Source organism: Streptomyces narbonensis (assembly GCF_014649015.1).
GTDB classification, from domain to species: Bacteria; Actinomycetota; Actinomycetes; order Streptomycetales; family Streptomycetaceae; genus Streptomyces; species Streptomyces narbonensis.
On sequence record NZ_BMSF01000021.1, the window covers coordinates 50,330 to 64,468 of the forward strand.

Here is a 14,139-nt window from a genome sequence, read left to right on the forward strand (position 1 = left end):
GTGACGCCTCCCGCTCGGGCCCGGGAATGCCTTCCAGGTCCTGGTGCGCCGGAAGGTGACGCAGCGGCGGGTGAGCAGGCTCGTCACGCCTCCCGGCCGCCCGGATCACCGCACTGACGCGGCTCCTCGGCCGCCGCGGTCGGGCTCCCGTTGTCGTGCGCGCTGGTCCGGATCACCTCGGCGACGGTCAGCTCGTAGGCGGAGTACCAGTGCTTCCTGGCCTGTCGCTGCGCCACCTGGTGCTCGGGGTCGCAACGCCACTTGTCCAACGTCTCCTTGTCCCGCCACATCAGGACGGTGAGACGCTCACCATCCTCCCCGGTGTAGTTCTTGACCTCCACCGGGTCGGAGCCGGCGATGGCGCGAACCCGCTCCTGCATCCGCTCCTCGGTGGCGGCGTAGTCCTCGCCGGCGTGCTCGGACAGGCGCGACTTGAACAGGATCACGAACATGCGGGGTCCTCCGAGGTGGCTGTGGTCGGGGTGGGGAGAGGGGTGCAGGCGCGCAGCCGGTCGTCGGGGGCCGAGACCAGCTCGGCGCCGTGCCGGGCCAGCAGATCCGCCACGAGCCGGTCCAGACGCTGGTCGTCGCGCAGTATGGAGGCATAGCTCTCCTCGGTGAAGGCGCACCGCTCGTACAGCGGAACGAACCGGTCCGGGAAAAGAGCCGTCAGCCGCCCGCGTAGCACCTCCTCGGCGGTCCCCTCGCGACGTGGGTTGGCCATGGTGAAGTAGTGCCGGTAGGAGAGCTCGGAGATCGCGTCGGCGTCCTCGGTCCGCGACTTCTCGTAGGCGGCCAGGCCCGCCTCCCAGTCCGCGGAGGCGTCGAGGCAGTCGACGAGGACCCGGGCGTCCTCGAAGCCGCAGTTCATGCCGTGCCCCATGAAGGGCGCCATCGCGTGACTGGAGTCACCGAGCAGCGCGAAGGTGTCGCGCCAGACCCATCGGTCGCAGCGGACGGTCGTGAGGGTCGAGACGGCCTTGTCGGCGAGCTGTTCCGCGATGTCGGGGATGATCCTGATCAGTTCGGGGAAGAGGGCGGCGAACATCTCATACAAGTCTTGGCCGCTGCGGGCCGCCGCGTAGGACGGGGCGGGGCCGTCGCGGCGCATGAACAAGGAGCCCGAGAGCTTCCCCGACGGCAGGGGATGCGCCGCGAACATCGCGTTCCCGGAGGGCCAGTAGTGCGTGATGGTCGGGTCCAGACGGCCGGCCGGTACGTCGATCTCCTGGTAGGCCAGGTCCAGCCTGCGCACCTCGGCCCGGGTGCCGCGCGCCTCCAGGGCGGCCCGGGCCGCGGAGTGCGCGCCGTCGCAGCCGAGGACCCGGCGGCACGTCAGCCGGTGCGAGACGTGCCCGTCCTCCACCACCACCGCGGGTTCGTCCAGGTCCACCGAGCGCACGCGCCGGCCGAAGCGGACGCGCACACCCGGGGTCGCCTCGGCGGCGTCCAGCAGGATGTGGTGCAGCCGCCGGCGCTCCACCGCCCAGATGGGCTGTCCGTCCCGGCTGTAGGGGGTCACCCGTGTCCGGCCGTCGGGCAGGTGCCCGCTGCGTCCGTGCAGGGGGACGCATATCCGGCGCACGGCGTCCGCGAGGCCCAGGTCCGACAGGGCGCGCCACCCGCGCGACGACAGCATCACGACGAGTGACCGGCGTTGTCCACCGGGCTCCCGCCTGAGGTCCGCCCGCTTCTCCAGCAGGGTGACCGGCCCGAAGCGGGGCGCGAGGTAGAGAGCCGTGACCGCGCCCACCAGACCGGCCCCCACGATGACGGTCTCCGCGTACCCGTCCGTGCGGTCCGTTCCGTTCCGATTCATCCCGTCCCCACCCCTGGTCCGTTGCTTCGCCCGCAGTTCCGCGGCCGTGTCCGCGTCCTCACCTCGCTAGGGTCGCCGCAGTTCCGTCAGGACCGCGGCGCCCACCTCCTTCGTGCTCAGGGATCCTCCGAGGTCGGGGGTGACGTGGTCGGCGGCCACGGTCGCGGCGACCGCCCGCCGGACCGCGTCCGCCGCCTCGGTCCGGCCCAGGTGCTCGACCAGCAGGGCCACGGAGAGGATCGCGCCGAACGGGTTGGCGATGCCGGTGCCCGCGATGTCCGGGGCGCTGCCGTGCACGGGCTCGAAGAGCGCCTGTCCGGTCACGGGGTTGAGATTCGCCGACGCCGCCACGCCGAGTCCGCCGGCGAGCGCGGCCGTGAGGTCGCTCAGGATGTCGCCGTAGGAGTTGTTGGTGACGATGACGTCGAAGGCGGTGGGATCGGTGGCCAGCCGCAGGGCGGCGGTGTCCACGTAGAGGTGCGACGTCTCGACGCGCGGGTGCCGTGCGACCGCCTCGCTCCAGCACCGCTGCCACAGCTGTCCGCCGTTGCGGACGGCATTGGCCTTGTCGACGAGGCACACCGACCTGCGCGCCACCGAGAAGGCGAAGTCCAGTACTCGTGAAACGCCTTGGCGGGTGCTGAGGTCCACGTCGATGGCGATCTCCTGGGGGGTCCCCGCGCGCGTACCGCCACCGATGCCGCTGTAGAGCCCCTCGGTGTTCTCCCTGACGATCACGCAGTCGATCGCCCGGCGGGCCGGGTCGCGCAGCGGACTGAGCCTGTCGTGCCAGAGTCTGGCGGGCCGGTAGTTGACGTAGAGGTCGAGTTCGAGACGCAAGGTGGTGAGGACGGTGCGCACGTACGCGGTGTCGCTGAGCCGGGGATCCCCGACCGCGCCCAGGAGCGCCACCTCGCTGGACCGGATCCGGTCGAGGTCGGCTCCGGTCAGCGCCGTTCCGGTGCGCAGGTAGGTCTCCGCGTTGACGTGATCCAGAACGTCCGTCTTCACTCCGAGGCGGAGGGCGTCGAGGACGTCCAACGCAGGCTCGATCACCTCGGGACCGATGCCGTCACCGGGAATCACGGCGATGGTGGTCAACGCCGCCTCACTTCCCGCCCTGGCTCAGCACGTCCGCGACGAGCTCCGCGACGTCGGTCGTCACGTGGAAGTGCCCGCCCGGCCGCACGGTCTGCGTGAAGCCGCCGGAGGTGACGCTCGCCCACTCCGCCAACTGGGCCTGCTCCACCAACGGGTCGCCCGCGCCGTGGTAGCAGCGCACAGGACAGGACAGCGGACGGGTGCCGGGACGGGGCCGATAGGTCGCGTGGGCCCGCAGGTCCGAGCGGATGACGGGCAGCAGGAGGTCGCGCAGCTCGGCGTTCTCGGCGACCGCGGGTTCGATGCCGCCCAGCGCGCACAGTGTCGCCCAGAACTCGTCGTCGGGCTCCAGGTGGACGCCTCTGTTGGTCATCCGTCCGGGCGGCATGGCGGCCGACACACAGAGCGCCAGGGGTTCCTCGCCGGCATCCCGCAGCAGCAGGGCGGTCTCGTAGGCGACCAGCGCGCCCAGGCTGTGCCCGAACAGTATGTGGTCGCCCGGAGGCAACCGCAGCAGCTCCGCCGCCGCGCAGCCTGCCATCGCGGCCACGTCGTCCACGGGCGGCTCTCCGAAGCGGTCGCCCCGGCCGGGGTACTGGACGGCCATCAGCGACACACCTGGCGGCACCGCGGCGGACCACTCTCCGAAGGCGATCCCCGAGCCCCCCGAGTGCGGGAAGCACACCACGCGTACGCCGAGAGGGCCACCGGCGGTCATCGACCGCACCCAGCCGCGTTCCCGTATCCGGCTCATCCTCTCCGCCTTTCTGGTCGACTGTCGTTCCGACCGCACCATGTTTTCCGCTCGTGGTGGATTCGCGGGTCCCTCGACAGATGTCGGCAAGAGATCGGGGCGCGATGGACCGCGACGCTGACGATGCCAAGAGACGACAAGGGCCACGGGCACGCCGCCGTACGGCATCGGGCTCAGGTCGCACGCGGACGTCGCGCACCACCGCACCGGACACCGCCCGCCACCGCAGGAAGGCACCCGCCCTCCGCCCTCGTTGCCTCAGGCTCGCGGCCGGCACAGACCGAGGGCACCCGCGGCTCCACCCGGACCGCCGCGCTCCTCGATCCCCGTCTCGACCCACCGTTGAAAGGGAACGCGATCATGCTTGACGGTTTTGTGCCCTGGCCCGAACAGTTCGCGGCGGACCTGCGCCGAACAGGGGTCTGGCTCGGTCGGCCGATCGGTGACCTGTTGCACGAGTCGTGCGAACGGAACGCCGAGAAGGTGGCCGTGGTGTGCGGCGAACGCCGGATGACCTACGCGGAGCTGTCCCGGCGGGCGGACCGGTTGGCGGGCGGCCTGATCGGGCTGGGCATCAAGCCCCTGGACCGGGTGGTGGTGCACCTCCCCAACATCCCGGAGTTCGTCGTCCTGGTCTTCGCGCTGCTGCGGGCCGGAGCGATCCCGGTGCTGGCGCTGCCCGGTCACCGCAGAGGCGAGATCGCGCATCTGTGCGCCCACTCCGGGGCTGTCGCCTATGTGGTGAAGGACGAGTTCGGCGGGTTCGACTTCCGCACCATCGCCCGGGAGATCCCGTCGGTCCCGCACGTGATCGTCAGCGGCGACGCCCAGGAGTTCACGTCGCTGGAGTCGCTGGACGCCCAGGACGTCGCGCTGCCCCAGGTGGACGCGTCCGACCCCGCGCTGTTCCTGCTCTCCGGGGGCACCACCGGACTGCCGAAGCTGATTCCCCGGGCCCACGACGACTACGCGTACGTCATGCGGGCCTGCGCGGAGGCGATGCAGGTGGGCCCGGAGGTGGTGTACCTCGCCGTCAACCCGGTCGCGCACCAGGCGGCCCTCGCCTGTCCGGGCGTGTTCGGCAGTCTCCTGCTGGGCGGGAAGGCGGTCCTCACGTCGAGCGTGCGGCCCGACGACGTCTTCTCGCTGATCCGCCGCGAGGGGGTCACCGTGACCACGGTCGTCCCCTCCGTGTTGCGGCTGTGGGCCGATTCCGGACGACCGCCCGGCGAACTGTCCCGCCTGCTGATCCAGGTGGGCAGCGCCCCGCTCGACCCGGCGCTGGCGCGCCGCGCGGCCCAGGTGCTGGGCTGCCGCATCCAGCGGTGGTACGGCATCAGCGAGGGGCTGCTGACCCACACCCGGTTCGACGACCCGGAGGAGGCGGCCGTGAACACGGACGGCCGCCCCATGTCGCCGGGTGACGAGGTCCGGATCGTCGACGAGTCGGGGAACCCCGTGCCCGACGGGGAGGCGGGCGAGATGCAGGCGCGGGGCCCGTACACCATCCGCGGGTACTACCAGGCGCCCGAGGAGAACGCCCGCTCGTTCACGCCTGACGGTTTCTTCCGCACCGGCGACCTCGTCCGGCGCAGGCCGGACGGCAACATCGTGATCGTCGGCAGGAACAAGGACGTCATCAACCGGGCCGGCGAGAAGGTCTCCGCCGAGGAGGTGGAGCGGCAGTTGCGCACCCACCCCGCCGTCCAGGACGCGGCCGTGATCGGCGTGGCGGACACCGTGCTCGGCGAGCGGACGTACGCGTTCGTCATCCTCAATGAGGCGGACGTCCGCCCGTCCGCCATGAAGGAATTCCTCAGGGGCCGCGGCCTGGCCGCGTACAAGATCCCCGACCGGCTGATCACGATGCCACAGCTTCCTCGCACACCGATGGGGAAGGTCGACAAGAAGGCACTGCGCGCACAGATCGCCACGTCGGAACGCTGACGATGCCCGAGGCGCGGGACGGGTTCCGCGTCCGTTCCGCGCCTGCCTCGGCACCCGCCAGGGCACCCGCCCAACGCCCCACCCAGCGCCACGGAGCGTCACTACCGAGAGGAGAACGGGCGGGGGCGGAAAGACTCATCCGCGCAGGCCAGGGCATAGCCCCATCGATGCAGGTCGGCGGCCGGACATCAGTCGGACACGGTGGTACCGGTGATCAGGCCGATCAACCCCGAAAGCCCGCCGTCGGCCAGGGCTCGGCGCTGACGATCGGCGGGAGTGCCCTCCCGGAGCAGTCTGTGGACGAGTGCGTTCACCTCGCGGAGGTCACCGGACTCCTCCAACGCGGGAGTGATGTGGCGGAACAGCGAGCACAACGCGTCGCCGCTGCTGAGCGGAAGTCCGTCCCGACCGACCAGGGTGCCGTTCAGGCCGTGCCGGGCCGCGTGCCAGTTGGCGGCGTGCAGGATCTCGGGCTCGCACGGGGTCAGCGCCATGCCGGCCTTCTCCTCGGCGATCGCGGTGACGACCAGGGCGCGTACGACGCCTGCGAGCATGACCGCGTCGTCGGCCCGGAGCTGGACGTCCAGGCACCGCACCTCGACGGTGGGGTACCGGTCGGACAGCCGTGCCTGCCAGTAGGCCTGTGCCTTGTCGGCGATCACGCCTGATGCCGCCAGTGCCGCCAAGCGCCGTTCGTAGTCGGGGTACCCGTCGAAGTGCGGCGGCGGCCCGCTCACGGGCCACCGTCCGAACACGATGGTGCGCCAGCTCGCGAACCCGGTGTCCCGCCCGTCCCACACGGGCGAGTTGGCCGACATGGCCAAGAGCGTCGGGAGCCACGGCCGGATCCTGTTCAGTACGGCCACACCTGTATCCGGATCGGGAACGCCCACGTGGACGTGCATGCCACAGATCAGCTGCTCGTCGACCAGCTTTCCCGCCTCGGCCTCCATCCGCAGATAGCGGGGCGACGGGGTCACCGGTACCGGCAGCACCCCGCGCAACGGGGCCGCGCCCGTGGCCGCGATCCGACAGCCGTTCGCCTCGGCGGCCGACGCGAGGGCGTGTCGCAGGCGCAGCAGATGGCCGCCGACCTCCGCAAGGCTCCGGCACACGGGAGTGGCCACCTCGATCTGGGCCTGCAGCAACTCGTCCTGCACTTCGTCCCGCTGGGCGAACGCACCAAGACCGGCCGTGCGGCTCACGTCCTCCACGAGCGGCTTCGGCACGCCCGTGGCCGGATCCACCAGCAGATACTCCTCTTCCACTCCCACGGTGATCACGTCACGCGGCTACCCCGTCGCTCCTTGATCACCCCCGCGAGACCGCGTGCGGAGGCGTCGAGCATGTCGATCACGATGAGGCCGAACGGACCATGGCCGTCGGATCGGGCCCGCCGGCTGACGAACCGCGGGCGGCGGCGATCGGATGTTCAAGATTTCACAAATCGGGTATTTAGCCATGTTCGACATGAACCAGACACCTGCTCCCTCAGTGCGGGCAGGAGGCGACGCGGCACGGCGGTGAGAAACCGATGACTCAGTGCAAGACCCCCGACTACCGCACCGGCCATCACGGTCGGCACTGGACACACGCCCTGCGCTGCGCGCAGAAGGCCGGAGCCGTCGTCGTCACCGACGACACCGAGGAGCCGGTGACCTACGCCCACGAAGACTCCGGGCCCGGCCGCTTCCGCCCCTGGATCACCGAGACAGGATCACGCTACGACAGCCACGACGTGCACCCCGAGTGGTAGCAGCCGGCGGAAGCCGAGGGCGATGCCGATCACTGCGCCGAGCGCGGGATCCGAAGGTCGAGCAGCCGGTCCAGGACTGCCTGCCGGCCCGGCTTGTCGCGGCGCATTTCCTTCCCGCCCCTTCACCCTGTTCGTGAAGGAGGCCGCGGCCGCCGGCGCCTGGCGCGATTGACGCGAGGGAAGACCGGCCACCACGGCCCGTGCGAAGAGGCCCCCGCAGTCACGACACGCGGGGGCCACACCACCGGAAGAACCGGACCCACGATCCATACGCACCACCGGTCCATCCATCCGAACCACCCGGTGCCGGGCCTCGGCACGCCGGAACCGAAAGCCCGGGATGGGACCGCCAGGAGCACCCCGTCCGGCGGTCCTGGGGGTACGCGATCGCTGCACACGAACTCCTTCGACGAGGCGATCACACTGCCGACACCCTCTACCCGCGCTTGCTTTTATAGCGCGCCTGCAATTATTGTCGAAGCACCTAAGGAGCTCACTCAAGCAATCGTAGAAGGTCGAGCCATGCCTCTCGCACTCCTCGCACTGGCCGTCGGTGCCTTCGGAATCGGCACCACCGAATTCGTGATCATGGGGCTGCTGCCCGAGATCGCCGCCGACTACGGCGTCACCATCCCGACCGCCGGTCTCCTCGTCACCGGATACGCGCTCGGCGTCGTCCTCGGCGCGCCCCTGCTCACCGTGCTCGGCAACAAGGTCAGCCGCAAGCGGATGCTCATGCTGCTCATGGGCCTGTTCGTGCTCGGCAACGTCCTCTCCGCCGTCGCCCCGAGCTTCGGGCTGATGCTGACCGGCCGCGTCGTCGCCTCGCTCGCCCACGGCTCGTTCTTCGGCATCGGGTCCGTCGTCGCGGCCGAGCTGGTCGCCCCGGACAAGAAGGCCGGGGCCATCGCGACCATGTTCACGGGGCTCACCGTCGCCAACATCGTCGGTGTGCCGCTGGGCACCTTCATCGGGCAGGCCGTCGGCTGGCGCACCACCTTCGCGATCGTCGCCGCGCTCGGCGTCGTCGGGCTCTTCGGCATCGCCAGGCTCGTTCCCGCCACGCCGCGCCCCGCGGGCGCCCGACTGCGCCGGGAGCTGACCGCCTTCCGGAACCCGCAGGTGCTGCTCGCGATGGCGATGACCGTGCTCGGCTTCGGTGGCGTCTTCGCCGCGATCACCTACATCGCACCGATGATGACCGAGGTCGCCGGATACTCCGAGGGCGCCGTGACCTGGCTGCTCGTCCTCTTCGGCGTCGGCATGTTCCTCGGCAACCTGATCGGCGGCCGGTACGCCGACCGCGCCCTGATGCCCCTGCTGTACGTCACCCTCGGCGGGCTCGCGACCGTCCTCGCGCTGTTCACCGTCTTCGCCCACCAGAAGGTCCTCGCCGCGATCGCCATCCTGCTCGTCGGGGCGCTCGGCTTCGCCACCGTGCCGCCACTGCAGAAGCGGGTCCTCGACCAGGCCCACGGCGCTCCGACGCTGGCCTCAGCCGTCAACATCGGCGCCTTCAACCTCGGCAACGCCCTCGCCGCCTGGCTCGGCGGCCTCGTCATCGCCTCCGGCTTCGGTTACACCTCCCCGAACTGGGTCGGCGCCGTCCTCGCCGCCGCGGCCCTCGGCCTCGCCTTCTGGTCCGCCGCCCTGGAGCGCCGAGCCCCCGCCGCGTCGGCATCGCCGGCCGAGACCGCCGCCGGCGCCGACTCCGCCGCCCGTATCCCCGTACATCACTGACCTCCCCCGCTCCCCGCTCCCCTCCCTTCCCCCACTCCCCCCTCGGTCCCAGGAGAAGCACCTTGAGCACCACCATCACGACCACCGCCCCCGCCACCGCCGTCGCCCCGCTGACGACCGCCGACGCCGAGGTACTGATCACCTCCGCCCGTCGCGCCGCCGAGGCGGCCGGGGTCGCCGTCAGCGTCACCGTCCTGGATGCCGGCGGGCACCTGCTCGCCTTCCGTCGTGACGACCGGTCGGTCCTGATCTCCGGCGAGACCAGCACCCGCAAGGCCTACACCGCGCTCCAGCTGAACGCTCCGACCGCCGACCTGGTCGACCTCGTCAAGCCCGACGGGCCGTTCCACTCCCTGCCCACCGCGCTCGACCGACCGCTGCTGTTCATCGCCGGCGGCATCCCCGTCCACCGCGACGGCCGGCTGATCGGTGCGATCGGAGTCGGCGGCGGCGCCCCCGAGCAGGACCACGGCTTCGCCTCCACCGCGCTCGCCGAGCTCTCCCGATGACGACGACCCGCACCACCCCCGCCACCCGCGCCCCGCACCCTCACCCCCGCACGAAGTGAAGGAAGACCCGCACACCATGGCCCCCTCCACCACCCCCGCCGTCCCCACCGTCAAGCTCAACAACGGCGTCGAGATCCCCCAGCTCGGCTTCGGCGTCTTCCAGGTCCCCGACGACGAGACCGCCGCAGCCGTCACCACCGCGCTCGAGACCGGCTACCGCAGCATCGACACCGCCGCGATCTACGGCAACGAGACCGGCGTCGGCCGCGCGCTCGCCGCCTCCGGGCTGCCCCGCGAGGAGCTGTTCGTCACCACGAAGCTGTGGAACGCCGACCAGGGGTACGACGCCACCCTGCGCGCCTTCGACGCCGGCCTCGCCAAGCTCGGCCTCGACTACGTCGACCTCTACCTGATCCACTGGCCGACCCCCGCCCGCGACCTCTACCGCGACTCCTGGCGCGCCCTGGAGCGCCTGGCCGAGGAGGGCCGGATCCGAGCGGCCGGCGTCTCCAACTTCCAGCCCGGCCACCTCGCGCGGCTGACGGACGGCGCGAAGCTGGTCCCCGCCGTCAACCAGGTCGAGCTGCACCCCGGACTGCAGCAGGCCGAGCTGCGCGCGTTCCACGCCGAGCACGGCATCGCCACCGAGGCCTGGAGCCCGCTCGCCCAGGGCGCGGTCCTCGACGACCGGGTCATCGGTGACCTGGCCGCCCGTCACGGCAAGTCCCCCGCCCAGGTCGTCCTGCGCTGGCACCTCCAGCTGGGCAACATCGTCATCCCCAAGTCGGTGACCCCGACCCGGATCCGCGAGAACCTCGACGTCTTCGACTTCGCCCTCACGGACGAGGAGATGGGCGCGGTGGCCGCGCTCGACCGCGACCTGCGCACCGGCCCGCACCCCGACGAACTCAACTGACCCGCACCCGCGCAGCCCGTCCCACCCCACACACCCGCTCACCCTCACTCCCACCCCCACCCCCACAAAGGCACTGTCATGTCGCTCAAGGAATTGCTTCCCGGCCGTCTCGGCTTCGGCACCGCCCCGCTCGGCAACATGTTCCGCGCGATCCCCGACGAGGAGGCCCGCGCCACCGTCGAGGCCGCCTGGAGCCACGGCATCCGCTTCTACGACACGGCCCCCTTCTACGGCGCCGGGCTCGCCGAGAGCCGGCTCGGCGAGGTCCTGGCCACCAAGCCGCGCGACGCGTACATCCTGTCCACCAAGGTCGGCCGGGTCATCCTCGACGAGCACGAGAACACCACTCGCGAGCTCGGCGAGAAGGGCGGACTCTTCGAGCACGGCAACCCGAACAAGATCGTCCACGAGTGGACCGCCGAGGCCACCGAGCGCTCCGTCGAGGACAGCCTGAAGCGCCTGGGCACCGACCGGCTCGACATCGTCTGGGTCCACGACATCGCCCAGGACTTCCACGGCGACCAGTGGCTCCGGAAGTTCGAGGAGGCCCGCACCGGCGCCTTCCGTGTCCTGTCCCGTCTGCGCGACGAGGGCGTCATCAAGGCCTGGGGGCTCGGCGTCAACAGGACCGAGCCCATCGAGCTGACGCTCGCCCTCGACGAGCCGCGCCCCGACGGCTTCCTCCTCGCCGGCCGCTACACCCTCCTCGACCACGAGCACGCCCTGACCCGCCTGCTCCCCATGGCGCAGGAGCAGAACGTCGACATGGTCGTCGGCGGTCCGTACAGCTCGGGCATCCTCGCCGGCGGCACCCACTTCGAGTACCAGCAGGCGCCCGCCGAGATCGTCGAGCGCGTCGACCGGCTCAAGGCCCTATCCGAGCGGCACGGCGTGAGCATCAAGGCCGCCGCGCTGCAGTTCTCCCTGGCCCACCCGGCCGCCGCCGCGGTCATCCCCGGCGCCACGCGCCCGAGCCGGATCGCCGAGGACGCGGCCGCGCTCGCCGAACCGATCCCCACCGCCTTCTGGACCGACCTCCGCGCCGCGGGCCTGGTCAGCCGGTCCGCCCCGCTCCCCTCCCCCGACCGGCAGCTGTGACGCCGACGCACCGCACGCCCCGGACATGCGTCGAGCCTGTCCGGGTAAGCGTTTCCGTGGGGGCTCCCTACCTGTCCGGGGAGCCCCCCGCGATCGGCGCTCGCCCACCAGGATGAGCAACGGCCGGTCCACGGCTCCGCCTGGTTCCGCGGCGCCACGGACCACCCGACAATGAGCCCGCTCTCGTCCTCCTCGTCCTCCCGGGTCTCCGGGAGGCAGTCCCCGATCAGGAGCCGGATGACCAGTCGTCTGATCCTTCGATGCCGTCCCGCCCTCGTCGTCGCGGCGCTCGCCATCCTGGTCGCGGTCTCCCCGTCCGCCGCTCCGGCCTCACCCACGCCGGCACGAGCACCGGCACCACCGCCGGAGCCTCCACCCGCCCCCGGACCGCCCCCCGCGTCCCCCTTCGATCCCGCACCCGCCCGGGCCGCCCTGGAGCGCCTCCTGCCCTCCGTGGCGGCGCAGTTCGAGCTGGTCCCGCTCGAGGAACCCGCCTCCGGCGACTACTTCGCCGTCTCCGGAACGGCAGGAGCGATCCGCGTGAGCGGCACCTCGCCCGCCACCCTCCTCACCGGAGCCGGCTGGTACCTGGAGCGGATCGCGGGCGTCGACATCGGATGGCCGGGCGACAGCCTCGGCCGGCTGCCCTCCACGCTCCCCGGCGTCGCCGGCACCCTCACCCACAAGGCAGTCGTGCCGCACCGCTACGCCCTGAACGACACCGACGAGGGGTACTCCGGCGCCTACCGCGACTTCGCCTCGTACCGCCACGACATCGACCTGATGGCGCTGCACGGAGTGAACGAGGTCTTCGTACCGACGGGTGCCGAGTACGCGTACTACCGCGCGCTCCAGCGGTTCGGCTACAGCGCGGCCGAGCTGCGCGACTGGATCCCTGCCCCGGCCCATCAGGGCTGGTGGCTGCTGCAGAACATGTCGGGCTTCGCGGGACCGGTCTCGGAGCAGCTGATCGAGGCGCGCGCGACGCTGGGGAGCAGGATCGCGGGACACCTGCGCTCGCTCGGGATGACCCCGGTCCTTCCGGGCTTCTTCGGCACTGTCCCGCCGGACTTCACCGCCCGGAACCCGGGCGCGGTCACGGTCCCGCAGGGCAAGTGGGTGGGATTCGCCCGGCCGGATTGGCTGGACCCGACCGGACCCGTCTTCGAGCGGCTGGCGGCGACGTACTACCGGGAACAGCAGCGGCGGTTCGGGAACAGCGACATGTTCAAGATGGACCTCCTGCACGAGGGGGGCACCCCTGGGACGGTCGACGTGGCGGGAGCCGCCGGGGCCGTCCAGCGGGCGCTGGAGGTCGCGCACCCCGGCGCCGCCTGGGTCATGCTCGGCTGGCAGCGCAATCCCTCCCCGACTTTTCTGAGCGGGGTGGACCGGAGCCGGGTCCTCGTCGTCGACGGCCTCTCCGACCGCTACGACGGTCTGGACCGCGACACCCAGTGGGGCGGTACGCCGTACGCCTTCGGCTCGATCGGCAACTTCGGCGGCCACACCAGCCTGGGCGCCAACACCGCGGTGTGGGGCGACCGTTTCCACTCCTCGCTGTCCGCGCCCGGCAGTTCGCTGCGCGGCATCGCCTATCTCCCGGAGGGCACCGGCGGGAATCCCGCCGCGTTCGACCTGTTCACCGAACTCGCCTGGCAGCCGGGCCCCGTCGACCACCGGACGTGGTTCGCGGAGTACGCCGCCCGCCGGTACGGCGGTGCCGACCCCCACGCCGCCGCCGCGTGGGAGCAGTTGCGCCGCGGCCCGTACAGCATGCCGTCCGGCACGTGGAGCGAGCCGCAGGACGGCCTCCTCGCCGCGCGGCCGAGCCTGACGGCGGCGAAGGCGGCACGCTGGAGCCCGGCCGCGATGCGCTACGACGCCGCCACCGTGGAGCTCGCGCTCGCCGAACTGCTCCGGGTGGCACCGGAGTTGCGGACGACGGACGCGTACCGCTTCGACCTCGTGGATGTGGCACGGCAGGCGCTGACCAACCGTGGCCGCGTCCTGTTGCCGCGCATCAGGTCGGCGTACGAGGCCAAGGACCCGGCCCGGTTCCGGGAGCTGGTGGCAGAGTGGAACTCCCAGGCGGAGCTGCTCGGGCGGCTCGTCGCCTCCGACCGGCGGTTCCTGCTCGGCCCGTGGCTCGCCGAGGCCCGCGCCTGGGGGGCCGACCGCGTCGAACGCGACCGGCTGGAGTACGACGCCCGCTCGATCCTCACCACGTGGGGCGACCGGGTGCCGAGCGAGTCGGGCGGCCTGCACGACTACGCGAACCGCGAATGGGCCGGCCTCGTCCAGGACGTGTACGCGCCGCGCTGGGCCGCGTACTTCGCGAGTCTCGACACGGCGCTCACGAACCGCACGGATCCGAAGGCCATCGACTGGTTCGCGCGGGACGACGCCTGGGCCCGCGGCCACAAGAAGTACGCGACGACGCCGACCGGAGACCCCGTCGTCCTGGCCGGGGAGGTGCTGGCGGCCCTGTGGGGGTGA

General features: G+C 71.7%; 12 protein-coding genes. 7 read left to right on the forward strand and 5 right to left on the reverse strand.

All coding sequences use genetic code 11. The annotated features are described in order from the left end of the window. Window positions 1-83: 83 nt before the first annotated feature. The 4 genes from IE124_RS29960 to IE124_RS29975 form a co-directional block, all read right to left on the reverse strand. Window positions 84-452: an antibiotic biosynthesis monooxygenase family protein gene (locus IE124_RS29960; RefSeq protein WP_189512366.1), complete on the reverse strand. Its 369-nt coding sequence runs from the start codon at window positions 450-452 to the stop codon at window positions 84-86. Then, window positions 443-1,819, reverse strand: coding sequence for an FAD-dependent oxidoreductase (locus tag IE124_RS29965; RefSeq protein WP_189512368.1), 1,377 nt, complete (start codon window positions 1,817-1,819; stop codon window positions 443-445). The genes IE124_RS29960 and IE124_RS29965 overlap by 10 nt, the downstream gene beginning before the upstream one ends. 66 nt (window positions 1,820-1,885) lie before the next feature. Continuing rightward, window positions 1,886-2,920, reverse strand: a complete 1,035-nt coding sequence (locus tag IE124_RS29970; protein ID WP_189512370.1) for an isocitrate/isopropylmalate dehydrogenase family protein — start codon at window positions 2,918-2,920, stop codon at window positions 1,886-1,888. 7 nt (window positions 2,921-2,927) lie between these two features. Further along, complete coding sequence (locus IE124_RS29975) at window positions 2,928-3,674, reverse strand: thioesterase II family protein (protein WP_189512372.1); 747 nt, start codon at window positions 3,672-3,674, stop codon at window positions 2,928-2,930. A 360-nt stretch (window positions 3,675-4,034) separates the two neighbouring features. On the opposite strand from IE124_RS29975, the gene IE124_RS29980 reads away from it, so the two are divergent. Continuing rightward, window positions 4,035-5,621, forward strand: a complete 1,587-nt coding sequence (locus IE124_RS29980; protein WP_189512375.1) for a (2,3-dihydroxybenzoyl)adenylate synthase — start codon at window positions 4,035-4,037, stop codon at window positions 5,619-5,621. Window positions 5,622-5,809: 188 nt separating this feature from the next. Here IE124_RS29980 and IE124_RS29985 read toward each other — a convergent pair whose 3' ends face one another. Continuing rightward, window positions 5,810-6,904: a carboxylate-amine ligase gene (locus IE124_RS29985; RefSeq protein WP_189512377.1), complete on the reverse strand. Its 1,095-nt coding sequence runs from the start codon at window positions 6,902-6,904 to the stop codon at window positions 5,810-5,812. Between the two features lie 251 nt (window positions 6,905-7,155). On the opposite strand from IE124_RS29985, the gene IE124_RS29990 reads away from it, so the two are divergent. From IE124_RS29990 to IE124_RS30015, 6 genes are all read left to right on the forward strand, one after another. Further along, window positions 7,156-7,377 carry a hypothetical protein gene (locus IE124_RS29990; protein WP_189512378.1) on the forward strand — a complete coding sequence of 74 codons (222 nt, stop codon included), beginning with the start codon at window positions 7,156-7,158 and terminating at the stop codon, window positions 7,375-7,377. Between the two features lie 522 nt (window positions 7,378-7,899). Next, window positions 7,900-9,117: an MFS transporter gene (locus tag IE124_RS29995; RefSeq protein ID WP_189512380.1), complete on the forward strand. Its 1,218-nt coding sequence runs from the start codon at window positions 7,900-7,902 to the stop codon at window positions 9,115-9,117. A 62-nt stretch (window positions 9,118-9,179) separates the two neighbouring features. Beyond that, window positions 9,180-9,626 carry a GlcG/HbpS family heme-binding protein gene (locus tag IE124_RS30000; RefSeq protein ID WP_229833009.1) on the forward strand — a complete coding sequence of 149 codons (447 nt, stop codon included), beginning with the start codon at window positions 9,180-9,182 and terminating at the stop codon, window positions 9,624-9,626. A gap of 76 nt (window positions 9,627-9,702) precedes the next feature. Continuing rightward, a complete protein-coding gene (locus tag IE124_RS30005; RefSeq protein ID WP_189512382.1) occupies window positions 9,703-10,542 on the forward strand; it encodes an aldo/keto reductase in 840 nt (279 codons plus the stop codon). Window positions 10,543-10,620: 78 nt separating this feature from the next. Beyond that, window positions 10,621-11,640, forward strand: a complete 1,020-nt coding sequence (locus IE124_RS30010; protein WP_189512384.1) for an aldo/keto reductase — start codon at window positions 10,621-10,623, stop codon at window positions 11,638-11,640. A gap of 237 nt (window positions 11,641-11,877) precedes the next feature. After that, on the forward strand, window positions 11,878-14,139 hold the full coding sequence (locus IE124_RS30015; protein ID WP_189512386.1) for an alpha-N-acetylglucosaminidase: 2,262 nt from the start codon (window positions 11,878-11,880) through the stop codon (window positions 14,137-14,139).